A 22819-nucleotide genomic window follows, 5' to 3' on the forward strand; every position below is an offset into this window, starting at 1 on the left:
CTTCACCTGATTTTCTTGGCGGTCAGGCGGGCGTGAGCTTCAACAGACGCCCACCGCTTTCACCATTGCTGCTGCCGTCCTCGAGCAGCCAGATGGCCCCATCAGGACCTTCTTCAACTTCACGAATGCGCTGGTTCATGTTGAAGCGCTCAGCCTCGCAGATGTCGCGATTATCGAGCGGGCAGTCGAAGGCGACGCGGATGAGGGATTGCGAGGACAGCCCTCCGATCAGCGCCGAACCGGTCCATTCGGGGAACTGGTTACCCTTGTAGATGATCAGTCCAGCAGGACTGATCACCGGGGTCCAGCTTTCTTCCGGCGTCATGAATTCTGGACGCGTGTCGTGGTCCGGCATCGGCCGACCATCATAGTGATCGCCGTTGGAGACTGTCGGATAGCCGTAATTTTCGCCTTTCACGATGCGGTTGAATTCATCGCCACCCTTTGGACCCATCTCATGCTCCCAAAGCTGGCCTTCGGCATCAAAAGCGATACCCAGGATATTGCGATGGCCGAGCGACCAGATCTCTGCCGTGACGCCACCCTGATCTGCGAAGGGATTGTCATCAGGTACGGAGCCATCGTGATTGAGGCGAATGATCTTGCCCAGATTCTGTTGCATGTCCTGCGCCGGATCGAATTTCTGGCGCTCGCCCGATGAAATGAAAATGTGCTGTCCGTCCGGCGTGAACAGGATGCGGTGACTATAGTGCCCCCGTCCCGTCACCTTTGGATTCTGGCGCCAGATCACTTCAAGGTCCGACAGCGTCCCGCCGGCGTCCGTCAGGGCCAGCTGTCCGCGCGCCACGACGGCGCCGCGCGTGTCATCCTCACCCGCCTCTACATAGGACACGTAGATGGTGCCATTGTCTGCAAATTGGGGATGCAGCGCCACATCACCAAATCCGCCCTGGCCGCCATAGTCGACCGTGGGGACACCCGTGATCTCCCCCTTGTCGCCCGATTGCGTCACGACATAGAGCGCGCCGGGCTTTTCCGTGACGAGCATCCGGCCATCGGGCAGGAAGGTCATCGCCCACGGCTCACTGAACTGTGCCACGGCTTCGGTCGTGAAGATCGCGTCGACTGCTTCTTCGTCCGCGCCATCAGCCTCTGGTTCAGATGTCTGTTGCTTGGCCATGGGCTGCGATGGGGCCGCATCCGCCGCGGCAGAAGGCCCAGCATCGGCGCCGCCACCTTCACAAGCGGTGAGGGCAAGCAGCGCAGCAGACGTCAGAAGGCAGGTGGTCCATGAGGGCATCGTCATATCTCCAACAGAAGTGTTGAAGTGAAACTAGAGCGAAGCCCGCCCCTGTCGAGCCGCCCGCGCAGCAGGGCGGGACGGCATCGACATCAGGATCAAACCAAATCAGTCGGCTGAATTGTGCGCGACAGGTTCGGCATCGATCTTGTTCATCACATCAAGCGCAAAGCCGTAAAGATGAGCCCGCTCATCGAGACGCTCAAATCGCGCAGCCGATCCGCCATGCCCTGCCGACATGTTCATGCGCAGCAGGAACGGCCCGCCGGTCGTCTCATCGCGAAGGCGCGCGATCCATTTGGCTGGCTCCCAATAGGTGACGCGGTAGTCGGCAAGGCCGCCCGTTGCCAGAATTGGCGGGTAGGCAACGCCCGGCTTGATGTTGTCATAGGGGGAATAGCTCGCGATCCAGCCATATTCCTCAGCGCTGGTGATCGGATTACCCCACTGATCCCATTCGGGCGGCGTCAGGGGCAAGGTGTCATCTGAGATTGTGTTGATGACATCAATGAATGGCACAGCACCCATGACGCCAGCAAACAGATCCGGCTCGAGATTGACCGATGCGCCGACCAGAAGGCCGCCGGCCGAGCCGCCATAGGAGACGATATTGCCCTTCGACGTATAGCCAAGGTCGATCAGCGCATGAGCGCTGTCGTTGAAATCCGTAAACGAGTTGTTTTTCTTGGCCAGCTTGCCATCCAGATACCACTGGCGGCCCTTGGCCGAGCCACCGCGAATATGCGCCGTCGCATAGACGACACCGCGGTCGACCATGGACAGGATAGAGGTTGAAAAGCTGTCCGGGATATAGGCGCCATAGCTGCCATAACCATACAGAAGGAGCGGTGCTGTACCGTCGAGCGGCACGGATTTCAGGCGAAGAACCATGACGGGAATTTCCTCGCCATCGCGCGCTTTCGCCATGATCATGTCGACCTGATAAAGGTCCGGATTGTGACCGGACGGCACTTCCTGCGTCTTGCGCAGGACACGCTCCTTCGTCTTCATGTTGTAGTCGAATGTCTGTTCAGGCTGGGACGGCGATTCATACGTATACCGCACCCATTCGGTGTCGAATTCTCCCCAGCCGTCGAGGCCAAGCGCATAGGCCGCCTGATCAACATCAATCGGATGCGCGACACCATCGTAGTCGGAGATCACTATGCGCGGCACAGCGTTCTCACGCTCCATGCGCACAAGATAGTCCTTGAACGTCACGAGACCGGAAATGTACCGACCGGACTGATGCGGCAGCCAGTCTTCCCAGTTTTCACGGCCAGGATTGTCGACAGGGGCGCGAACGATCTTGAAATCGACGGCATCATCAGCATTCGTATGAATGTAGAAATAGTCGCCTCGATGATCGACATCATAAAGCTCGTCCTTCACACGCGGTGCGATGAGGCGGGGCTCGGCTTCAGGCTTGTCGAGCGGCACCACATAGGCCTCGCTGGTCACGCCATTGCCGATGCCGACAATCAGATACTTCTCGGATGAGGTCTGGCCCAGGCCAAGGAACATGGCATCATCGGCCTCCTCATAGACCAGACGGTCCGTGGAGGATTCCGTCCCCAGGACGTGGTGCCAGACGCGCTTGGGACGCTGGTTGTCGTCGCGTTCAATATAAAAGAAGCTTTTGGAATCAGCGGCCCAGACCACCCCGCCATCGGTGGAGGTCAGCGTCTCGGCAAATTCCTCACCCGTGGCGACATTCCGGATACGGATATCGAAATATTCCGAACCAACGCGGTCGAGGCTGTAGGCAATCAGTTCATGGTCTGGTGACGCATCGACGTCGGAGATGTTGAAGAATTCAGACCCTTCACTCTCCTTGTCGCCGTCAAAAAGCACCTGCTCCTCGGCACCTTCTTCGGTCCGGCGGGCATAGATCGGATAGTTGCCACCCTCGCGATACCGCACATAATATTCGTACGGACCGTCGCGCATGGGAACAGAGGTTTCATCCTCCTTGATCCGGCCGCGCATTTCCTCGAACAGGGTCTTGCGCAGACCGTCCAGATGCTCGGTCGATGCCTCGTAATAGGCGACTTCCGCTTCCAGATACTCGCGAATATCCGCCTTCAGAACGCTGGGGTCACGCAGGACCTCCTGCCAATTGTCGTCGCGCAGCCAAGCGAAATTATCCGTGCGGGAAATCCCGTGCTGGATAATTTCAAGCGGACGTTTCTCCGCGATCGGGGCTACCAAATCGGCTTGGCGTTTCACCATAAGAGGCTGATCCTTCGTATTGGTCATCGAGGCGCAGGCGCCCATGAGGGTCAGGGCAGAAAAGGTCAAGAAGAGGCGCCGCATGGTCATGGTCTCCGAAGGGGGCGTCGATGCAAAGAGTCAAAAAAGGGTGACCCGCAGGCCACCGTCCGATCTTTAACCATTTTTGTTCCAAACACCAATCCGCCGGTTCAGGCCTTCGGACCCCGCCGGCCACAAGCGCCGCCAGACCGTAAGCAGACTTGCGATGGCCGGGCTGTTAGTCGGCGTAACGCTCGCCTGCCGATCAAGGCCTTCCTCAAACTTATGGCCCATTGATGATAATCGTCTTGGGCAGTTGCCCGTACAGCTTCGGTCAGCCCCACATCCTGAGCCGCCGTCGTCCCCGCGAACAGCGACAGCGCCGCCACGCACGACTTCAGTGTCATTGAACGCTTTCTGATGTCCCTCAGGGTTCACGTCCAAACCCTTTTCGCCCGAATGCGAGGCCCGTGGTCAAAATGACAATAATTGCTGATTGCAGAGGGTCGATGACACCCGTTACGAGCAATCATGGTGTTCGCGGGCGTCCCATTCCTGTTCTATTTCCTGCCGGTTCTGCTGGCCGCCTATTTCATCGTGCCGATGCGGATGCGCGCCGGGCGCAACCTGGTCCTGCTCGTCGGCAGCCTGATCTTTTATGCCTGGGGCGAGGGCAGCTACGTGCTGCTGCTCCTGCTCTCCATTTTCATGAACCATCTGATCGCCCACCGGCTCGGTCGCACGGCATTGGCCCGTCGCTGGCTGATCGGTGGTGTGGCCGCCAATCTACTTCTGCTAGGGTGGTTCAAATATGCAGGCTTTTTTGGCCGCAGCATCGGGCTTGGCGAGATCGCGGATCCGCATCTGCCGCTGGGCATTTCCTTTTTCACCTTTCAGGCGATCAGCTATCTGGTGGATGTGGCCCGTCAGGAGGCCAAGCCTGCGCGCCGGTTGATTGACAGCGCGCTCTACATCGCCTCCTTCCCGCAGCTGATCGCCGGACCGATCGTCCGTTTCCAGACGATCGCAACGGCCCTGACCGAACGGCGCGAAACGATTGCCCTGTTTGCCGAGGGCGTGCGGATATTCCTTCTGGGTCTGGGTCAAAAAGTCCTGTTCGCCAATCTGGCAGCAGGCCCCGCTGATGCCATTTTCGCCCTGCCCGCCGATGGCCTGTCGCCGGTCCTCGCCTGGATCGGGATGGTCGCCTACAGCCTGCAGATCTTTTTTGATTTTGCCGGATACAGCAACATGGCCATTGGCCTGGGCCTCATGGTCGGCTTCCGCTTCCCAGCCAACTTCGCGACGCCCTATTGTGCGCAGTCGGTCACCGAGTTCTGGCGGCGCTGGCACATGACGCTGTCCCGCTGGTTTCGCGATTACCTGTACATTCCACTGGGCGGCAACCGCCATGGGGAGGGCCGGACGATTGCCAATCTGTGGATCGTATTCCTCCTGTGTGGCCTGTGGCACGGCGCGGCATGGACGTTTGTCCTCTGGGGCGCGTGGCATGGCCTGTTCCTGTCCGTGGAGCGGCTGGCGAGGCAGCACACGAGGTGGACGCTTCCCCGCCCCTTGCGTCATCTCTACCTCCTGGTCGCGGTGATGTTCGGCTGGGTCCTGTTCAGAGCAGACACCTTGTCTCACGCCGGTGATCTTTATACGGCGCTTCTGGGTCGACAGGGCACAGATGCCCTGCCGCTGGCCGCATACCTGCCCGGGATGACGGGCCTCTGGCTTGGCGTTGCCGCCTTGTTCGCCACGCCTCTACCCCAGTTGATCATGACCGGGCTGATGAACCGCGCACCCCTCGCTGTCAGTGCACCATCGACCATTATTGGTTTCAGCCTCCTCTTCGTGGCGTGCGCGGCCTTCGTCGCCGGGGGCGCCTATAACCCATTTATCTATTTCCGGTTCTGATGAAGAAATGGCGCGACACCCTGTTGGCGGTTCTGTTCATCATCGGCATCAGCCTGCCCGGTGTCCTGCACGGTGTAACAAGCCTGACGCGGTCCACCAGCGATCGCCTTGGCGCCGAGAACCGTCTTGCGGCCCCCCCGCCGCAATGGACGGCGGGCGGCCTTCGTGCTTACACGGAGGGTCTCAATCAGTGGATGTCCGATCATTTCGGTCTGCGCGCGAGCCTGATCGATCTTTATGGCAGTCTGCAGGATGATCTGGGCCTGACCTTCAATCAGGAAGTGATCGAGGGACAGGATGGCTGGTTGTTCCTCAATCATGGCGGCATGCTTGAGGATTATCAGGGGCGCGCCCCCCATGACGCCAGCACTTTGGCATCATGGGTTGAAGGTCTCGATCGCCTGTCCGCCCTGTCCGCCGCCAAAGACGCAAGCTTCCTGGTCATGATCGCGCCCAATAAACAGTCCATCTACGGCGCAGATTATTTCCCGCCTTTTCTTCAGGAAGGGGCTGGATCGCGCCGCGTGGACCATCTGCTGGCCGCGCTGGAGACTGAGGGGATTCCCGCCATCTACCCGGCAGAGGACCTTCGATCGGCGCGCGGGCAGCATCAGGCCTATTTCCGCACCGACACGCACTGGACAGGATGGGGCGCCTATACCGCCTATCGGGCCGCCATGTCGGCCATGCAGAAGACGGGCTTCGACCTTGCCATTTTGCCGGAGGACCGTCTCGCGATGCGGCTGGAAAGGGACAAGCTGGGGGACCTGGTCGCCCTACTCGGGCACGGTCGCTATACGGAGGATCGACCCATCTGGTCAGTGATGGATCCAGGGCCAGTCCGGACCAGCAAGGTCGACCGACCCAATAGCGCCCTGCCCATTCCGACACGCATTATGGTCCGCGATCCGGGCGGACCGACGCTTCTCATCATCGGGGACAGTTTCTCGCCCTTCATGGCTGAGTATTTCGCGCAGAGCTTCGGCACCGTCGTCCTGTTTCGGCACGAGGCAGGTGTTGTCGATCTCAGCGAGCTCGAAGAATTTCAGCCGGATGTCGTCCTGTTCGAGGTGGTTGAGCGGATGCTCGTCAATCGCGCGGCGATGACTAGCCCCGACGGCCCTCAAACGGATTGAGCTTTTTCAGGAAATACTGGAGGCCGCCGCGATTTTCCTTGCGATCCAGTTCTTCCTGACTGGTCAGGAACGTGGTCTGAATAACGTAACGCTCGCCTGCATAGGGCGGGTGGCCATGCCAGCTGGTGTCCGATCGCGCAAAAGCAAAGACATTGCCTGCAAGCGGCGCAACTTCCTCAGCGAAATCATCCATGTCCTCGTCACCGTTCAGGGCACGGATTGCACCCCCTTCGGCCGGGTTCCAGGTATCATTGAGGTAGACCAGCATGGTGCAGATCTTGGATTCTGAATCATTGTGGATCCGGCCATCGCCGGTTTTTGACAGGCGCCGTACGGTGATCATTCGCGGCTTGTCCGTCAGGTCGAGACCGAGTTTGTCCGACAGCACCTTTGCCAGTGCCGGGGACTGCAGATCCGAAATCAGCTCGGCGAACCGCCCCCGCGCTGTCAGCTTTGACAGCGGAAGGTAGCCCGTCTTTTCAATCTCGGGATAGTCCCTGCGCACATCGCCCGCTTCTTGCGGTGTGAGCGCGCCCGTGGCCACAATATAGGTGAAGGGCGCGGTGCGGGTGGTGGCGTTGGCAATGGCATCGAGGTTCAGCATGGCCGGTTTCTAGCGCGAGATGCATCCGCCGTCACGGGGGGACTTGCCCGGTTGCGCTTTGGCCGGGGCGGGACCACATCGGAGGCCATGAGCGGCACGCACCCCAGTATTGGCATCGGTATCCTGTCCTGGCGGGGCACCGACAGTCTGGCCCGGGTATTGCCCACCTATCGTCGCGGTGACCTGTTCAGCGCCGTCGATCAGACACTCCTGTTTCTGCCGGAGCCCGATGAGCGCGCTGTGGCGTTGGGGCAGCAATTCGATCTGGACGTCCGCACCCACCCTCACAACCTTGGCATTCTGGGTGGCTTCAAAGCCATTGCCGAGCAGTTGACGACGGACCTCGTTCTGCTGCTCGAAGATGACTGCCCGCTGATCGAGCCGCCCGCCGAGGTGCAGCGCCAACTGACCCTCGGCGCCGCGGCGCTCGACGCCGGAGACGTACAGGTGGTGAGGCTGCGGCATCGCAAATATCCGGGCGCCTCGCGGCGGTTTGGGGTCATCGACAAATACAGGCGATATTTTCCGGCATCTGACGGGCCGTGGACTGATCGGGCGCTGGCAGCAGGCCGACGACTGATCCGCCCCGGGAAAGCCCGGCGGATGGCGGGGAATGGCCTCTACCTTCAGGCTGATGCCTATGCCGATCCCTATGATTTCATCGCCACTGACCAACCATTGGCGACCATCGATCACGCCCAGGAAATCATGCTGGCGAAGCGTCACCCCAGCCTCATGGACTGGCGGCATGATGGATACTGGCGCGCCACCGCAAAGACGGTTCCGTGGTCGAACCAGTCGATCCTTGTGAACCGGCGGTTCTATCTCGACCGGATCATTGCCTACGCTGAACAAAATCCGAGCCGCCGGACGGTCAACGGATTCAGCGATGTGGAGAAGGAACTGAACAGTGACTATTGGCGGCAATCCGGCTGGCATGTCGGCCTGCCAGGCGGCCTGTTTGCCCATGAATTGTGCAACTGAGAGGATGATCCACGATGAGTACTGAGCTTCGCGTCTATTTTCACTTTCGCAGCCCCTATTCCAGGCTCGGCCTGTATAAATTGCTGAAGGCCGACATTGAGGACGCCGTCCCGACCCGGCTCCACATATTGACCAAAGCCGCGGGCACGGACGATCCGATCAATCCTGGCAGCACACCGGCCAGGCGGGCTTATCTGATGCAGGATGTCCCCCGCGCAACGATGGAAGCAGGCTTGCCGATCTCGTTTCCCCGGCCCTTCGACATGGATTACATGCCAGCCTACAGCGCATTCTATGCCGCGCGGGAGGCTGGAGCCGGCCTGGCGTTTGCGACCGCCCTGTCCAACAGTCGCTGGAGCGATGGTAGTGATGTCAGTGATCAGGCTGTTATCGATGAAGCCCTGTCACAGGCCGGCCTTCAGCCAGGACTGTCAGTCGACGATGCGGGCGCGCAGCTCGCGGCCGATACCGCCATGCTCGAAAAGGACGGCGCATTCGGCGTACCCTTCGCCGTTCTCGACGCAGACGGACGGTTGGAGAAATTCTGGGGTCAGGACCGGTTTGACCTGCTCATCAGAAAAATTAAGAGCTAGCTCTTCTTTTCATCCGTCAGCGGAACGCCATAAAGTTCAAGGCGATGGCCGACCAGGCGATAGCCGAGTTCCCGCGCGATCCGCTCCTGCAGCGCCTCGATCTCCTCATTGATGAATTCGATGACCTCGCGGGTCCGAACATCAATCAGGTGATCGTGATGGTCGTCGGTCGCCTCTTCATAGCGGGCCCGACCATCCTGGAAATCGTGGCGGTGCACGACGTCATAATCTTCGAGCAGGCGCAAAGTCCGATAGACCGTCGCGATGGAAATACGGGAATCGATTTCCGTCGCGCGACGGTGAATCTCCTCCACATCCGGATGATCTTCGGCACCGGCAATGACTTGCGTGATCACGCGGCGCTGGTCCGTCATCCGAAGACCTTTTTCGACGCAGATTTTTTCCAAGCGATCCATGAAAGTGCCTTAGGCCAATTTTTGCCGCAGGACCATGCTCAAATCTGTTTTTTAGAATGTCGAGCCCAGAGACAGGCCCATCTGGACGGCGTGCCGACCGCGCGCGTAATAGTCGCGGCGCTCGCGTAATGGCACAAAATTGAACTCATCATAGAGGCGTCGGGCAGGCTCGTTATCGGTGGCCACTTCCAGAAAGATGTGCCCCACCTCCCGTGCCCGTGCCGCCTCGATCATGCTGGAAAAGAGCGCGCGGCCGAGACCGTGGCGACGTTGATCAGCGGCTACACCGATGGTCAGGACCTCAGCTTCGTCAGCAATGATCTGGAAGACGCAGAATGCAGCCAAACGGTTCTCGCGTTCCGCCACCATGGCCAGTGTCGTGCGCCGGCTCAGCAGGTTTTGCCAGTACGCGGTATCCCAGGGGCTGTCCGCGAACGCGTCATGATGCAGCGGCGCAATGACCGCGGCATCACCAATCTCTGCGGCGCGGACGGTCATGCCCGGCGAGGGGTCGGCGTGGCCACCGGCGCGCGAAGATAGACCGGGACAAGCGCGCTTGGCGATCGGGTTTGCGCTGCATGAGCGAGCTGGCCAATGTCGGGGAGGATGACGTCAGATCCGGCCTTGCGGCCCAGCAACGACGCGCCCGACCCAATCATGGCGCCGCCTGTGGCCAGATCCCGCGCCATTTCAATATCCAGGACCGAAGGGGCGTGAGCGCAGTCACCAAAGCCCTGCAAATAAACCTGTCCTCGGCGCGCATCGAGCACCGCGTAGCCGTGGGTCTCGCCCGGCAGAGACAGCCAAAGGGCCTCCATTGTCGTGAAGGCCACCGTGTCTGCGCCATGGGCAAAGGCAAAGCCTTTGGCGAAGCTCAACCCCACCCGTACCCCCATGAAGGACCCAGGCCCGACGGTCGACGCTAGACGGCGGATCTGTGACGGCTGCACCCCAGCCTCGCGCAGAAGATCCGCAACAAGCCCGCCCAGATGCTCGGCATGCCCCACGCCAATCTCTTCGGATCGCGCCAGTACAGACCCGTCATCAAAGGCGAGAGCGGCACTGCAGGCAGGCAGGCAGGTATCAATGGCGAGCGTAAGAATGACGGATCCTGCGGTCTCGTTACATCACCGCTTCGACGGCGGTCACCTCAGGCACATAATGTTTGAGAAGATTCTCGATGCCGCTCTTCAGGGTCATGGTCGAGGATGGGCAGCCCGAACAGGCCCCCTTCATCGTCAGATAGACGATGCCGTCGCCCGGTACGAAGCGGTGGAAGACGATATCGCCGCCGTCCTGGGCCACGGCAGGCCGCACCCGCGTGTCGAGGAGGTCGATGATCTGCTCCACAATCTCCCGATCCTCGCCTTCATAATCATCGGCCGTCCCCTCATCCTTCGCAGGGGTGCCGGCGACACCCTGATCCACCAGCGGGATCCCGGCGGCGAGATAATCCGCGATCGTCCCGAGGAGCGCAGGCTTGATATCGGTCCAGTTGACCGTCGGGTCCTTCGTCACAGTGACGAAATCGGCACCGAGATAGACGCCGGTCACGCCATCCACATCAAACAGCGCAACAGCCAGGGGCGATACCTTGGCCGCGTCGATGTTCGGAAAATCCATGCCAAGCTGACCTGCCCCCAGCACGTCGCGGCCGGGCAGAAACTTCATGGAATGCGGGTTTGGCGTATCTTCGGTCTGAATGAACATGGGGGCCTCCAACGCTCTAACTGGCCCCAACGCCGCCAGACTTCAAGACATGCTTCCCATCAGTTCAGATGCACATAGAACATATGGGTGATCAGATTGTCCCGGCGGCAGCCGTCAGGAACGGTTGAAAGGTCGACCACCCAGTCATCCATGGCGCGCAGCACATTTCGCGAGAACCGGTCCGAAGGCACCTCGGCCAGCACGCGGGCATCAACGACGCTGCCGCTGTCATCGAAGTGAAACCCGACCATGACCGCGCCGCCCAGCTCCTGCGCTGATGCACTATTGGGATAGGTCACGTCGCGCTTTTTCTTCCATTTGTAGGAATAGGGCGAGACCGGGCAGGGTGTCGAATAGGTCGGATGGGAGAGCCTTGTGGTGCCGTTCCAAACAAAGGGGGAGACGGCCTGCGGTGTCAGCTCGTTTGATTCGCTATAGGCTTCGGTCAGGGCGCTCCACGCCTGCACCTGCGCCAGCAGCCGGTCGTAGTTTTCTACATTTGTTTGTGTGGGGAAGAAATTCTCGGTGATATCCAAAAGCGCGGCTGCGTCACTGAGGGCCTGCAGACGCCGGGACTGGCCGGGCGTACCGACGCCTTCCAGCGTCTGCCCAACCGAGGATCGCCGGATCTTGGGCTTGAAGACATCCCCGCGGCTGAGCGTTGCTGCCGCCCGCAGGACATTGGCTGTCGCGAAATCGTGGATCGGCACGTCATCAAGTCTGCTCAAGGCCTCGCCCAACGGGGTCGTCAGGTCGATGACATCCACATACGCGGTCTTGGTCAGGCTGATATTGGCCAGCTGCATGGCAGCCGTCACGGGCAGCGTATCGGCCGTGCCGCCCTGCGCCCAGTAGGCGTCCAGCGCTTCTATGGCGGCCCGCCGCTTGGGCGTATCCGGATCGACAAGAGCGGCCGTGGTTGTTGCCATGATGGCCAGTTCGGGCATCGTGAAATTGGTGGTGCCGTAACCCTGTTGGCCCAAGGCCAATGACCGCTCCGCCGCGGGCAAGGCAGACGACGGGTCGTCGAACATCTCAAGATAGACAAATGTCTGTGCAAGGATCGCCCGGGTTTCATCATTCGCGCTGGCATCCTTTTCCGCCATCTCCCATGCCATTTTGGCATGGCGTTTGGCATCATCTGACCGCCCCTCGCCCATCGCTTTCTGGAAGGCCTGGAAGGCCTGACCGTAATTGTCCTGTGCCATGGCAGGCGCGATCAGCGCGGTGCTGACCGCAAGTGCAGCAAAAATCGGTTTCATCGAAAATCCCTCCCACGGGCATTTGCCTTTCGGAAAAGCCTATCATGAGAGGCAAGGATGGAAAGCTGAAAAATGCGCCGTTGCCGCGCCATTTGGGGTGGAATGCGACTAGCCGAGACCCCGAACGGGCGGTATGCGTTCTTATGGCTGACGATAACTCAATTAAATTCACCGACCAGGAAGCAATCGATTTCCACGCGCATGGCAAGCCCGGGAAACTCGAGATTACGCCAACCAAACCGATGGCAACCCAGCGCGATCTGTCGCTGGCCTATTCGCCGGGCGTGGCGGTACCGGTCAAAAGGATCGCCGAGGATCCAGACAGTGCCTATGAGCTGACCGCCAAGGGCAACATGGTCGCGGTTATCTCCAACGGAACCGCGATCCTGGGCCTGGGCAATCTGGGGGCACTGGCGTCCAAGCCGGTGATGGAGGGCAAGGCAGTCCTGTTCAAACGGTTCGCCGATATCGATTCAATCGATCTTGAGGTGGACACGGAGGATCCGGACGCTTTCATCAACGCGATCCGTTATCTTGGCCCTTCCTTTGGCGGTATCAATCTCGAGGATATTTCCGCACCGGACAGCTTCTATATCGAGCAGCAGCTGAAAGAGTTGATGGACATTCCGGTGTTCCACGATGACCAGCATGGCACAGCGATCATTGCCGCAGCCGGGCTGTTGAACGCCGTCGACATCACCGGCCGGTCGATGAAAGACATCAAGGTGGCCGTGTCTGGCGCGGGGTCTTCGGCCCTGTCTGTCACTGGCCTCATCAAAACCATGGGCGTGCCCCATGAGAATGTTCTTGTCTGTGACAGCAAGGGCGTCATCTACAAGGGACGCACCGACCGGGTGAACCAGTGGCAGTCCGCCCATGCGGTCGAAACGGACAAACGGACGCTGGCCGAAGCCATGGACGGCGCCGATGTGGTGTTTGGCCTGTCAGTCGCCGGCGCGATCAGCCAGGACATGGTCAAATCCATGGCCAAGAACCCGATCATTTTCGCCATGGCCAACCCGACGCCGGAAATCACCCCCGAAGAAGTCATGGCTGTGCGCTCCGACGCCATCATGGCCACCGGGCGCTCTGACTACCCCAATCAGGTCAACAACGTCCTCGGTTTCCCCTACATCTTCCGCGGCGCCCTCGACGTCCGTGCGCGGACGATCAACGAGGAAATGAAAGTCGCCTGTGCCCAGGCCTTGGCCAAGCTGGCGCGTGAAGATGTGCCGGATGAAGTCGCCGCCGCCTATGGCAAGCGGCTGCAATACGGACCGGGCTATATCATCCCGACCCCCTTCGACCCGCGCCTGATGTCCGAAATCCCGCCCGCCGTGGCCAAAGCCGCCGTCGACAGCGGTGTCGCGCGCAAGCCGATTGAGGACATGGCCGCCTATAAGGAAAAACTGGCTTCCCGGCTCGATCCATCAGCCGGCTTCCTGCAGAAGATTTACTCCTCCCTGCGCAGTCACGATCCGCAAAAGCGGATTGTGTTCGCTGAGGGCGAAGAAGAAGCCGTCATTCGCGCCGCCTATGCCTTCCAGCAGCAGGGGCTCGGCAAGGCCATCCTGATTGGTCGTGACCAACTTGTGCACGATGCTGTGCGGCGCCTGGGCCTGCCCAAGGATCACGGCGTTGAGATCTGGAACGCCCGCCACACCGAGCACAATGATCTTTACACGACATACATGTACGAACGTCTGCAGCGCCACGGCCACTTGCTCCGCGACTGCCGCCGTCTTGTCACCCAAGACCGGAACGTGTTCGGGGCCTGTATGCTGGCCCATGATCACGCCGACGGGATGGTAACGGGCCTGACCCGCCATTACAGCGTGTCACTGCAGAATGTTTCCCTCGCCCTCGACCCCCGTCCGGGTGAGCGCATCATCGGCATGTCAGCGATGCTGGCCCGGGGCCGGACCGTCTTTCTCGCCGACACGACGATCACCGAACTGCCGACAGCACAGGAACTGGCCGACATTGCGATCCAGTCGGCTCACGCCGTCAGGGCGATGGGCTTCACACCGCGCGTCGCCTTTGTCAGCCATTCCAACTTCGGTAATCCGGACACGGAAAATACGCGCCGGCTGCAGGATGCCGTTCGACTTCTGGACAGCCGCAATCCGGCACCTGATTTCGAATATGAGGGGGAGATGACCCCGCGCATGGCGCTTAACGACCAGCGGCTGGGGCGGATCTATCCGTTCGCGCGGCTGTCAGGTCCGGCCAACGTCCTCATCGTGCCTGGCCTGCACTCCGGCGGCATCGCCTCGAAGCTGATGAGCGAAATCGGCGGCGCGACGGTAATCGGGCCATTGCTGATCGGACTGTCCCATTCGGTTCAGATCCTCCAGACCGGCGGCAATGTCGGCGACATCATGACACTGGCGGCTATGGCCGCCTATGGGCTTGATCAGGACCACCGCAACTGGGCGAACACCAACGTCTGACGGCTTTAGAGCCTGCTGTAATCCATGCTGAAGGTATCGCAGCGGGCAAAGTCACCAGACTGATAGCCTGCTGAGAACCACCGCATGCGCTGGTCCGATGTCCCGTGGGTGAAGCTGTCAGGGTTGACCTGACGGGCGCCGGACTGACGCTGCAGGGCGTCATCACCGATCGCGGCGGCGGCGCGCATCGCCTCCTGAATGTCGCCCTCTTCCAGACCCTGACGCCAGTTATGGGCCCACAGACCGGCAAAACAGTCGGCCTGCAGCTCCATTCGTACCTGGGTCTGGTTCGACACGGTCTGGGACGCACCACGCTGGGCCTGGCGAACCTGATCCGAAATCCCCAGCACAGTCTGGACGTGGTGGCCAACTTCGTGGGCAATCACATAGGCGGGCGGAAAGTCCCCCTGGACGCCGAAGCGGCGCTGCAGCTCGTCAAAAAATGACGTATCCAGATAAACATTGCGATCGCCCGGGCAATAGAAAGGCCCGACGGAGGATGGCGCATAGCCGCATGCCGTCTGTACCCCTTGGGTAAAGAAGGCGAGGGTCGGTTCAGGATAGTCGCCATAGCCCTGTTCGCGGAAGACCGTGGTCCAGACGTCTTCAGTCCCGCCGAGAACCGCCGCTACCATGTCGTCATACTCGCTGGTGATTTCTTCGCCTTGCCGTGCTGTCTGGGCAGGGCCACCGGCGATCAGCGAAAGCGCATCAATGCCGATGGCCTTCAGGCCAAAATAGGCACCGACCACGACGACAATTCCCATGATGCCGAAGCGGCCGAAGATGAAGCGAAGAAGGGTAAAGGCGATGCCCAAGCCACCGGCCGTGCGTGCTGCGCCCCGACGGTTCTCGATATTCTGACTGCGCCGCTGATTTTCCCACCGCATGGGCTGAGCCCTCCCTCAAATTGGACGGGACCAAAGAGAGCCCGAATGTGGGATCAACGCAATCCCTTACCCGACGTTCCCCACCGCGAGATCAGTCCGCGTCGTTCTGCTGCATCAATTCCGTTCGCACACGCAGGGACCGCGTCGCCAGCGTGATTTCGCAGAGGAACTGCGTCAGGCCGGCAATCAGGCTGAGCATGGTAATGACGAAAAGCGGGGCCACGACAAAGCGCATGGGCCAGTCCGTCAGCTCGCCCAGAAACAGCATGGCGACCACAATGCTGATCAGGAGGGCCGATGACGAACAGAATGAAATCGCCCGGTTGGCGTAGCTCATCCGCCGATCAAGGATGCGCAGTTCATCCACATGCCGACGCCGTTCATCCCCCGTCTCGCCCCGATCCAGCCGCTCTTCGAGAATGCGGACCCGGTCCACAACCCGGCCCAGCCGCACCGTCATGACATTGAGAAAAGAGCCCGTCCCAACGAGAAGAAAGATCGGCGCGATCGCCAGCTGGATGACGAGGCCGATGGCATGCGCGGTTTCTTCGGTAGAGATCAGGTCCATGTCTCACCGACTGCCTCCGGCGGAACGAAGCGTCAAGCCGCCTCTTCCCGTATTCGGTCCCAGAAGTCTGCAGGTTTGCCGAATTCGGTGAGGAACCGCCTGTTGTCGTCGCGAAGGCGCAGCAGGACTTCATCGCGCAAAGCCGGATCCCACTTCGCGTCCACCTCATTACCCACCTTTTTGCGCAGAAGCGGCTTGGCCTTTTCGATAAGACCCCGCGGCATCAGGGCCTTGGCCGTGTCAAACAGCGGATTGCGCCGCAGCTTTTCCATCAGCTTTGTGTCCCGGCGCTTTTCGGTGCGGGCGTTCAGATGGCGGGCCTGAACAGCCTCCTGCATGGGGAGGCCCAGAAACTCGAAACAGCCCTGCAGACACGCTTCCTCGTGGGCGAGGAAATCCGACAGGAAAACGACGTGGATCTGGTCCCGACGGAAAACACTCAGATAATCAGATATCCGCGCCCAGTAGGCGCTTGTTTCCACCAGATGCGGGCGCTGCCGCACAGCGTCACTGAAGGGAATGAACGCGCCCCGGGCGTTTTCAATGTCCTGAACATAGTGCGACTGGATCCGCGACAGCGGCTCGCGCACCATATAGATCAGCCGCGCCTCAGGCATGGCGTCATGCAGCATGGGTGCGATCGTCCGACTGCGCAGCCCCTCGGTGTAGTCTGGCGTCCCTTCGGCCACCAACTTGTCAGCGGGCGCGTCAGCAAAAAGCGATGCGTACCAGTCCAGACCGTTGTGAAGGTGATGGCTGAAATACTGGGTTTCCTTGCCCGGCACCATCCACAGACCGGCATGCTGCCCAAGGGCGTCACAAAGGGACGTGGTGCCGGCTTTCGGTGAGCCAATGAGGACAAGATCAGGCAACCGCATGGTCAGGCACTTTCACCGCCATCGAGGCGGATTGCTCTTTTTTCAGCGGCAATCACGCCTGACGGCGATGCTTGAACCGGTCTAGAATGGTAGCTTCATTCCGGGCGGCATGGGAATACCCTGTGTCAGGCTTTTCATCTGCTCCTGCGACTGCACTTCGAGTTTTGATTTGGCGTCGTTGATGGCCGCCGTCATCAGGTCCTCGAGAACTTCGCGCTCGCCCTCGACCATGAGAGACGGATCGATCGTCACGCGAGAAGCATAGCCCTTGCCGTTCAGGGTGACCTTGACCAGGCCTGCGCCTGCGCTGCCCTCGGCTTCGAGACCGGCAATCTTCTCCTGCATCTCTTCCATTTTTTGCTGCAGGCCGGCTGCCTGCTTCATCATGTCAGTGAAATTCATCTGTTCATCTCCTCTGGGGGCATAAACGGCATATCGGTATCCGTCATGCGAAGACCAAGGGTCGTTAGCATGTGATGCACCTGCCCCCTGTGATGGGTCTGGTGGTTGAACATATGCGCGAACAGGAGCGCGCGGGGCTGGGTAAAAGTGCGCTGAGCAAAGGCGGAATGCCAGGTGAGCTCACCGTCGATATCGGCAGGGGCCAGCGAATCCATCCAGTCGCAGATCACCTGGTCCAGGGCCGCCCGATCCTTTCGCAGGTCTGTCCACGGTGTGGGCTCATCGGCCTCTCGCATATTGACCATTGGCAGGGCTGGCAGGTCAGCCCCTGTCAGTCGGGCGTGCCATACCTTGTCCGCCCACAGAATGTGCAGAAGCGTATTGTGGATGGACCGGAAGAACGCCCCGCGATCGGCGCGCCGGTCGTCGTCGGAAAGCTGATCCGCGGCGCCATACAGGCTGTCATTCTGCCACCGGTTATAGCGCGCCAGGTGGCGAAGAAAGGACGGGCTGGTCATGTGGGCGTCTCGTCCTCATCAATCGGCGTCACCTTGGTGATCCGCGCATCGGGGAACAGATCAAACGCAGATTTCACGGCCGGATGGGCCAGTATAGCCTCGTCCCGGCTTTCCCGCAGGGTTTTGATCCCGCCAGGATCACGCACGATACTGACAATCCACTGCTGGCCCGTCCATCTTTTCAGCGCCTGCCCCAGATCACCGGCAAGCGATTGCGGCGCCGCCTCGTCCACTGCGATTTCCAGTCGCCCCGGCTCGACGATCACCGGCCGTACCATGCTTTCGATACGGGCACGGAGCATGGCATCACGATGTTGCCCGGCGAGGCGAGCAATATCGGCCAGCGAATTGATGACCGGCCCCTGGTCAGCTGCGGGCGCAAGCTGAGGGGATGTTTCACGCGCCACCGCCACTGTTCCGCCGCCCGCCATGGCCCGGGCACCGCCACCAGACGACAGACCAGAGTGGGAAGGCCCGGGACGGCCGGAGGATGCGCCAGACTGTTCGTTCAGCATGCGGATGGCATCATCCGGCGTCGGCAGCCCCGCCGCATAGGCCAGTCGGATCAGTCCGATCTCGGTTGCGGCGGCAGGGTCGGGCGCAATCATGGATTCCTCGAGCGCCTTCATCAGGAGCGACCACGCCCGGGTCAGGGCGGGCAGAGCCAGCCCCTCACTCATCTGGCGACCGCGCGCCGCATCTGCTTCACCGGCGGCGCCATGGGCAGCAGCGGAGGGGCCAGCCGCCTTGGTGCGGGTCAGCAGGTGGACGATGTCGAGAAGGTCGCGCAGCACGGCCGCCGGTTCGGCTCCCGCATTGTACTGGTCACGGAAGATATTCAACGCGGCGGCGCTGTCGCCCTTCATGGCTGCGTCAAGCAGGTCCCAGGTCAGTGTCCGGTCGACGAGCCCCAACATTTCACGCACAGCTTCGGCGCTGACCGCCTCATCACCGTGCTGAATGATCGCTTGGTCGAGCAGGGACAGACCATCCCGCACTGATCCCTCGGCGGCCCGCGCGATCATCAACAGGGCGTCATCGTCAATCGTCGCGCCTTCCTTGTCGGCGATGGACTTCAGATGGCCCGCCAATGTTTCGGCATCGAAACGCCGCAGATCAAACCGTTGGCACCGCGACAGCACTGTGACCGGCACCTTTCGAATCTCGGTCGTGGCGAAAATGAATTTCACATGCGGCGGCGGCTCTTCCAGGGTCTTGAGCAGCGCGTTGAACGCGCTGTTCGACAGCATGTGAACCTCGTCGATGATATAGACCTTGTAGCGCCCTTCGACCGGGGCATAGCGTACCCCTTCGATCAGTTCGCGTATGTCCCCGACACCGGTCCGTGAGGCAGCGTCCATTTCAATGACGTCCGGATGGCGGCTCTCGGCGATGGCGCGGCAGTGCTTGCCCTGGACGCGCATGTCGACGGTGGGACGGTCGACCTCATCGGTTTCATAATTCAGCGCCCGGGCCATGATCCGGGCGGTTGTCGTTTTCCCGACCCCGCGCACCCCTGTGAGGATGAAGGCATGGGCGATGCGGCCGGCCTCAAACGCATGCCTGAGCGTGCGAACCATGGCATCATGACCGAGCAGGTCATCAAAACTCTGCGGGCGGTACTTGCGCGCAAGGACCTGGTATTCGGGTGTTTCCGGCATCCCCCTCTTATGCGCGGGCCGAGCGCTTTTGTCACTCGCTCCCGGAAATCGACTTTTGCGCAGGGCGGTCCGATCGCGCGGCGCGGGCGATAAACAAAAAAGGGTGAGAGCGCATTGCTCTCACCCTCGCTTCGTCACCTGACGACTGTGAACCGATCAGCCGATCAGTATCCTGGCTGGCCGCGAACGACACTGCCGCTCGTGGCATAGGGCCGGTCGTAGCCATAGCTGTCATAGCGATAGGCAAAGACGGCGCGGCACCCATTGTCGACCCAGACGCCACCCCGGGTAATGCCCCAGTCGCGGCCACGGCGACAATTCGAGTCGGACCGTACCCGTTGCAGCCGCACATCATAGGCGCCCCGTGGGACCGCGCAGCTGCGGTAACGGTAGTCTGTCGACTCGCAGGACAGCGATACGAACTCGTCCCGACCGTAATCGTCATAGCCGTAGTCATCATAATATTCGACGTAACCGAAGTTCGCGCGGCACCCATTGGTCACCCAGACACCGCGGGACGTAATGCCCCAGTCGATCCCTTCACGGCAGCGATAGCCGCTGACAGGGCCGAGATAGCGAATGCGTTCATACCGGCCAGAAATCGTGCAGACCTGCCGCCCCGCCCCGCGTGAGTAGCAGGTGATCTGGCGATCACGCTGGCGGACCACCCGTGGGCCGCGATTATTATTGCCGCGGCGGTCCCAGTCGCGCTGGTCACGGCGATCCCAGTCCCGCTGATCACGGCGTGAGTCATATCGCTGGTCACGGTCACGACGATTATCATTCCGGTCGTAGCGGTCGCGATCGCGTCGATCGTCATTGCGCCCGCGATCATCCCGGCGGTCATTGTCGTTCCGGCCCCGATCGTCGCGATCCCGGTCATTATTGTCCCGACCACGATCGTCCCGGCGGTCGCCGCGATCATCGCTGCGACGATCATCGCCGCGCCGGCTATCCTGGGGCACGGCCCGAGGATTCTGTGGGCGCTCCGCTCTGTCGCCTTTGTCGGCTTCGCGTTCGCGTGCTTTTTCCTGTTGTCCTTCAACGGAGCGTGGCGGTGCGGCAATCGCCGTTCCACCCATCAGAAGGGCCGACAGGCCCGCTATGATAATCAGGGGTTTCATCACCTTCCTCCTTCAAGTTGTGCTTAAGAAGCGGTGAAATTGTGGTCGAAATGGGGCTGTGATAGCGCTCCTATTGTATCAAAGCGTATCCTGAAAAGGGATTTTGGCAGCTGAGCAAAGATGTGACCGATTACATTGAGCATTCAGCGGCTGACAGAAGGAAAATCGCGAAGATCATCCTCCCTGTCCAGCGCCGATTTCCAGATCAGTTGCGATACGCAGGCGTCACTATTTGTCTGTTGCAGTGCAATATTTCTGGTCTTTGCTCAATAGGGTGACAGCGCTCCCTGTTGTCCTTGCATTTGCCCCTGCATCTGGCCTTGCATCTGACCCTGGCCCGGCATCATCGTTGGCAGGCCGACCGATTGCCATGCCTCAAGACCGCCGCGATACCACAGGACATTCGTGAAACCGGCATTGGCCGCTCTCAACGCCGCATTGTACGACATCCAACAATAGGTAGACTGACAATACAGGATGATGGGAACATCTTTTCGCCCCTGTGTGGCCTGGGCCAGCTGATTGGCAAACTGTTGCTGCACCTGATCATTGAAGCTGCCAGGCTGCGCAGCGTAGCTCGCCGGCAAGGCACCGGGCAGGGTCTGCTGCGCACCCAGAACATCGACGAGCACATAAGGCATCGATTGCCCCAGCACGAGTTCAACCACGCCCTTGGTCGTGATGACCTGTCCACCCGGCAAGGTCGTCGGTGTGAGCCCGTGGAACGCGCCATTATGCAATTGCGCGGTAGGCTGAACACCGAAGTCCTGACGCTCCTGCGCCATCATGCTGTCGAGCTTGGGACCAATCGCCTGCAAAATTGCCCGCGGATCCTGCTGCATCGGTGCACCGCCATTATTGTTGCCATACGGCGTACCCGGCTGCTGCGGATAGGGATTTCCCGCGCCGCCGCCACCGGGGAAGGTGTCTTGGGCAAAAGCGGTGGGTGCGGATAGCGACAGGACGCAGGCGGACAGAATGAGCCCGCATTTAGACTGAAATGACATGATCAATATTCCTCTCTTTGCATTTCGGTACCGTCGACACCCGTATCGAGATAGGGGTCGAATGATGGGCTATCGGTCACCACGAAACCGCCATTCTGCAGTTCGTAGGCACGATCATAGGCATTGGGCAGTTTCACGACTTCGCCATAGCCAGTCACGTATCCCTGCTGCTCGAGGATCATGTCCGTGGTCCGGGCCTGCATGCTGTCCTCAATGGCGCTGCGGTCCATATATCCCTTGTGCTGAATATCGCTGATTTCGCTGTAGGTCTTGTTCAGCTGCGCCTGAGCGGAGACGCCCGATGGCCGTGCTGCACGACGCGAACGGTTGACCTTCGCATAATAGGCGGCCATGCGCCTTTCATAGCCGGGATCGAATTGCAGCGACCGGCGCACCTGCTCCATCAGATTGAAGTCGAGCTGGCCGTTGGGCGCCTTCAGTCCGATGACGCCGAAACTTGTCGCGCTCATGATATAGCCGCCCATGCCACCATTCATGTCGACCGTTGGTGTACGCATGAACTGCACGATCGTCATCAGGCTCTCGCGCATCTCCTTGCCATTCATGTTATAGGCAATGAGGGCTTCGACCGCTTCAAACCGGACCTGCATCCCGCCCGGCAATTGCTGACTGCTGATGGCCTGCTGCATCTGTGCCGTCGCATCGGGCCTTGGGCGCATGCCGATGATCCGGACGCCGGGCCGACGCGCAGTGATGACCATTTGAAGATAGGAGGGGGCGTCGAAAACCCGGGCCGCCGGACAGCCGGTGCCGCCCGAATTCGCAAATTGCGGCATCTGGTCCAGCATGGATCCCCAATACCATGTCTCTACCGGGAAAAAGACGATCTGTCGGTCGCTGCCATCATTGGCACTGGCCTGCCATTCAGCCTGGTTGGCCGAAGATGAGCATGTGGTCTGGCGCCATTTGACGCCGCCGGTCAGATCCCAGCCCTGTGGAATACCCACGGTGAACGCCGGGATCGGTCGCTCAAACCCATTCACATCAAGGATGGTCTTGGTCTGGAGCGGCTGTGCGATAGATTGGCCGCAGATCAGGCTGGCGCAGGCGACTGACAGTACAAGGCGAATTTTTCTGAGCGGTCCCATTGGCATCTCCCCGCGGGAAGATGTCCCGCTAATTCTCCTTGCGAGAGAGGGCGGGAAAGCCGGTCAAAGC

22 protein-coding genes are annotated in these 22819 nt (G+C 60.5%); 5 read left to right on the forward strand and 17 right to left on the reverse strand.

Annotated features, from left to right (window positions below):
* Positions 1-22: 22 nt before the first annotated feature.
* Both RUI03_RS13390 and RUI03_RS13395 read right to left on the reverse strand, forming a co-directional pair.
* A complete protein-coding gene (locus tag RUI03_RS13390) occupies positions 23-1237 on the reverse strand; it encodes a PQQ-dependent sugar dehydrogenase (RefSeq protein ID WP_410795953.1) in 1215 nt (404 codons plus the stop codon).
* A gap of 132 nt (positions 1238-1369) precedes the next feature.
* On the reverse strand, positions 1370-3577 hold the full coding sequence (locus RUI03_RS13395) for a S9 family peptidase (protein WP_317287969.1): 2208 nt from the start codon (positions 3575-3577) through the stop codon (positions 1370-1372).
* Positions 3578-4045: 468 nt separating this feature from the next.
* On the opposite strand from RUI03_RS13395, the gene RUI03_RS13400 reads away from it, so the two are divergent.
* Both RUI03_RS13400 and RUI03_RS13405 read left to right on the forward strand, forming a co-directional pair.
* Complete coding sequence (locus tag RUI03_RS13400) at positions 4046-5434, forward strand: MBOAT family protein (RefSeq protein WP_317287970.1); 1389 nt, start codon at positions 4046-4048, stop codon at positions 5432-5434.
* Positions 5434-6570: a DHHW family protein gene (locus RUI03_RS13405; RefSeq protein ID WP_317287971.1), complete on the forward strand. Its 1137-nt coding sequence runs from the start codon at positions 5434-5436 to the stop codon at positions 6568-6570. The genes RUI03_RS13400 and RUI03_RS13405 overlap by 1 nt, the downstream gene beginning before the upstream one ends.
* Here the strand turns inward: RUI03_RS13405 and RUI03_RS13410 are convergent.
* A complete protein-coding gene (locus tag RUI03_RS13410; protein WP_317287972.1) occupies positions 6542-7174 on the reverse strand; it encodes a 2OG-Fe(II) oxygenase in 633 nt (210 codons plus the stop codon). The genes RUI03_RS13405 and RUI03_RS13410 overlap by 29 nt on opposite strands.
* A gap of 87 nt (positions 7175-7261) precedes the next feature.
* Here RUI03_RS13410 and RUI03_RS13415 point away from each other — a divergent pair, with 87 nt between their 5' ends.
* Positions 7262-8158: a hypothetical protein gene (locus tag RUI03_RS13415; protein ID WP_317287973.1), complete on the forward strand. Its 897-nt coding sequence runs from the start codon at positions 7262-7264 to the stop codon at positions 8156-8158.
* A 14-nt stretch (positions 8159-8172) separates the two neighbouring features.
* Complete coding sequence (locus RUI03_RS13420) at positions 8173-8751, forward strand: DsbA family protein (protein ID WP_317287974.1); 579 nt, start codon at positions 8173-8175, stop codon at positions 8749-8751.
* Here RUI03_RS13420 and RUI03_RS13425 read toward each other — a convergent pair.
* The 5 genes from RUI03_RS13425 to RUI03_RS13445 are packed head-to-tail and all read right to left on the reverse strand — an operon-like array spanning position 8748 to position 12139.
* On the reverse strand, positions 8748-9167 hold the full coding sequence (locus RUI03_RS13425; protein WP_317287975.1) for a Fur family transcriptional regulator: 420 nt from the start codon (positions 9165-9167) through the stop codon (positions 8748-8750). The genes RUI03_RS13420 and RUI03_RS13425 overlap by 4 nt on opposite strands.
* Positions 9168-9218: 51 nt before the next feature.
* Positions 9219-9665 (reverse strand): ribosomal protein S18-alanine N-acetyltransferase, encoded by a 447-nt coding sequence (gene rimI / locus RUI03_RS13430; protein ID WP_317287976.1) that lies wholly within the window; start codon positions 9663-9665, stop codon positions 9219-9221.
* Positions 9662-10270, reverse strand: a complete 609-nt coding sequence (gene tsaB / locus RUI03_RS13435; RefSeq protein ID WP_317289654.1) for a tRNA (adenosine(37)-N6)-threonylcarbamoyltransferase complex dimerization subunit type 1 TsaB — start codon at positions 10268-10270, stop codon at positions 9662-9664. Before tsaB ends, rimI begins: the two co-directional genes overlap by 4 nt.
* Before the next feature lie 19 nt (positions 10271-10289).
* The gene (locus RUI03_RS13440) at positions 10290-10877 is read right to left on the reverse strand and encodes a NifU family protein (RefSeq protein WP_317287977.1); all 588 of its coding nucleotides are present in this window, start codon (positions 10875-10877) and stop codon (positions 10290-10292) included.
* A gap of 59 nt (positions 10878-10936) precedes the next feature.
* On the reverse strand, positions 10937-12139 hold the full coding sequence (locus RUI03_RS13445; RefSeq protein WP_317287978.1) for a TonB family protein: 1203 nt from the start codon (positions 12137-12139) through the stop codon (positions 10937-10939).
* 143 nt (positions 12140-12282) lie between these two features.
* Here RUI03_RS13445 and RUI03_RS13450 point away from each other — a divergent pair, with 143 nt between their 5' ends.
* Positions 12283-14592 (forward strand): NADP-dependent malic enzyme, encoded by a 2310-nt coding sequence (locus RUI03_RS13450; RefSeq protein ID WP_317287979.1) that lies wholly within the window; start codon positions 12283-12285, stop codon positions 14590-14592.
* Positions 14593-14597: 5 nt separating this feature from the next.
* On the opposite strand, the gene RUI03_RS13455 is transcribed toward RUI03_RS13450, so the two are convergent.
* From RUI03_RS13455 to RUI03_RS13495, 9 genes are all read right to left on the reverse strand, one after another.
* The gene (locus RUI03_RS13455) at positions 14598-15482 is read right to left on the reverse strand and encodes a neutral zinc metallopeptidase (RefSeq protein ID WP_317287980.1); all 885 of its coding nucleotides are present in this window, start codon (positions 15480-15482) and stop codon (positions 14598-14600) included.
* A 91-nt stretch (positions 15483-15573) separates the two neighbouring features.
* Entirely contained in the window at positions 15574-16050 is a 477-nt protein-coding gene (locus RUI03_RS13460) for a DUF2721 domain-containing protein (protein WP_317287981.1), read from the reverse strand.
* 32 nt (positions 16051-16082) lie between these two features.
* Entirely contained in the window at positions 16083-16928 is an 846-nt protein-coding gene (locus tag RUI03_RS13465; RefSeq protein ID WP_317287982.1) for a sulfotransferase, read from the reverse strand.
* A gap of 81 nt (positions 16929-17009) precedes the next feature.
* Positions 17010-17330 carry a YbaB/EbfC family nucleoid-associated protein gene (locus RUI03_RS13470; RefSeq protein ID WP_317287983.1) on the reverse strand — a complete coding sequence of 107 codons (321 nt, stop codon included), beginning with the start codon at positions 17328-17330 and terminating at the stop codon, positions 17010-17012.
* Positions 17327-17848: a DinB family protein gene (locus tag RUI03_RS13475; protein ID WP_317287984.1), complete on the reverse strand. Its 522-nt coding sequence runs from the start codon at positions 17846-17848 to the stop codon at positions 17327-17329. Before RUI03_RS13475 ends, RUI03_RS13470 begins: the two co-directional genes overlap by 4 nt.
* Complete coding sequence (locus RUI03_RS13480) at positions 17845-19572, reverse strand: DNA polymerase III subunit gamma/tau (RefSeq protein ID WP_317289655.1); 1728 nt, start codon at positions 19570-19572, stop codon at positions 17845-17847. The genes RUI03_RS13475 and RUI03_RS13480 overlap by 4 nt, the downstream gene beginning before the upstream one ends.
* 101 nt (positions 19573-19673) lie before the next feature.
* Positions 19674-20633, reverse strand: a complete 960-nt coding sequence (locus tag RUI03_RS13485) for a DUF3011 domain-containing protein (protein WP_317287985.1) — start codon at positions 20631-20633, stop codon at positions 19674-19676.
* Positions 20634-20899: 266 nt separating this feature from the next.
* Positions 20900-21640, reverse strand: coding sequence for a rhodanese-like domain-containing protein (locus RUI03_RS13490; protein WP_317287986.1), 741 nt, complete (start codon positions 21638-21640; stop codon positions 20900-20902).
* A gap of 2 nt (positions 21641-21642) precedes the next feature.
* Positions 21643-22749 carry a hypothetical protein gene (locus RUI03_RS13495; protein ID WP_317287987.1) on the reverse strand — a complete coding sequence of 369 codons (1107 nt, stop codon included), beginning with the start codon at positions 22747-22749 and terminating at the stop codon, positions 21643-21645.
* Between the last annotated feature and the right edge of the window lie 70 nt (positions 22750-22819).

This window comes from Parvularcula sp. LCG005 (genome assembly GCF_032930845.1).
Taxonomy (GTDB): domain Bacteria; phylum Pseudomonadota; class Alphaproteobacteria; order Caulobacterales; family Parvularculaceae; genus Parvularcula.

Excerpts from the sequence above, each read along its gene's own strand:
- RUI03_RS13410 (WP_317287972.1), bottom strand. The coding sequence starts at position 7,174 with ATGCTGAACCTCGATGCCATTGCCAACGCCACCACCCGCACCGCGCCC.
- RUI03_RS13450 (WP_317287979.1), top strand. The coding sequence starts at position 12,283 with ATGGCTGACGATAACTCAATTAAATTCACCGACCAGGAAGCAATCGAT.
- RUI03_RS13490 (WP_317287986.1), bottom strand. The coding sequence starts at position 21,640 with ATGTCATTTCAGTCTAAATGCGGGCTCATTCTGTCCGCCTGCGTCCTG.
- RUI03_RS13400 (WP_317287970.1), top strand. The coding sequence starts at position 4,046 with ATGGTGTTCGCGGGCGTCCCATTCCTGTTCTATTTCCTGCCGGTTCTG.
- RUI03_RS13465 (WP_317287982.1), bottom strand. The coding sequence starts at position 16,928 with ATGCGGTTGCCTGATCTTGTCCTCATTGGCTCACCGAAAGCCGGCACC.
- RUI03_RS13455 (WP_317287980.1), bottom strand. The coding sequence starts at position 15,482 with ATGCGGTGGGAAAATCAGCGGCGCAGTCAGAATATCGAGAACCGTCGG.
- RUI03_RS13445 (WP_317287978.1), bottom strand. The coding sequence starts at position 12,139 with ATGAAACCGATTTTTGCTGCACTTGCGGTCAGCACCGCGCTGATCGCG.
- RUI03_RS13425 (WP_317287975.1), bottom strand. The coding sequence starts at position 9,167 with ATGGATCGCTTGGAAAAAATCTGCGTCGAAAAAGGTCTTCGGATGACG.
- RUI03_RS13470 (WP_317287983.1), bottom strand. The coding sequence starts at position 17,330 with ATGAATTTCACTGACATGATGAAGCAGGCAGCCGGCCTGCAGCAAAAA.
- RUI03_RS13415 (WP_317287973.1), top strand. The coding sequence starts at position 7,262 with ATGAGCGGCACGCACCCCAGTATTGGCATCGGTATCCTGTCCTGGCGG.
- RUI03_RS13485 (WP_317287985.1), bottom strand. The coding sequence starts at position 20,633 with ATGAAACCCCTGATTATCATAGCGGGCCTGTCGGCCCTTCTGATGGGT.
- RUI03_RS13440 (WP_317287977.1), bottom strand. The coding sequence starts at position 10,877 with ATGTTCATTCAGACCGAAGATACGCCAAACCCGCATTCCATGAAGTTT.
- RUI03_RS13475 (WP_317287984.1), bottom strand. The coding sequence starts at position 17,848 with ATGACCAGCCCGTCCTTTCTTCGCCACCTGGCGCGCTATAACCGGTGG.
- RUI03_RS13405 (WP_317287971.1), top strand. The coding sequence starts at position 5,434 with ATGAAGAAATGGCGCGACACCCTGTTGGCGGTTCTGTTCATCATCGGC.
- RUI03_RS13495 (WP_317287987.1), bottom strand. The coding sequence starts at position 22,749 with ATGGGACCGCTCAGAAAAATTCGCCTTGTACTGTCAGTCGCCTGCGCC.
- RUI03_RS13395 (WP_317287969.1), bottom strand. The coding sequence starts at position 3,577 with ATGCGGCGCCTCTTCTTGACCTTTTCTGCCCTGACCCTCATGGGCGCC.
- rimI (WP_317287976.1), bottom strand. The coding sequence starts at position 9,665 with ATGACCGTCCGCGCCGCAGAGATTGGTGATGCCGCGGTCATTGCGCCG.
- RUI03_RS13420 (WP_317287974.1), top strand. The coding sequence starts at position 8,173 with ATGAGTACTGAGCTTCGCGTCTATTTTCACTTTCGCAGCCCCTATTCC.
- RUI03_RS13460 (WP_317287981.1), bottom strand. The coding sequence starts at position 16,050 with ATGGACCTGATCTCTACCGAAGAAACCGCGCATGCCATCGGCCTCGTC.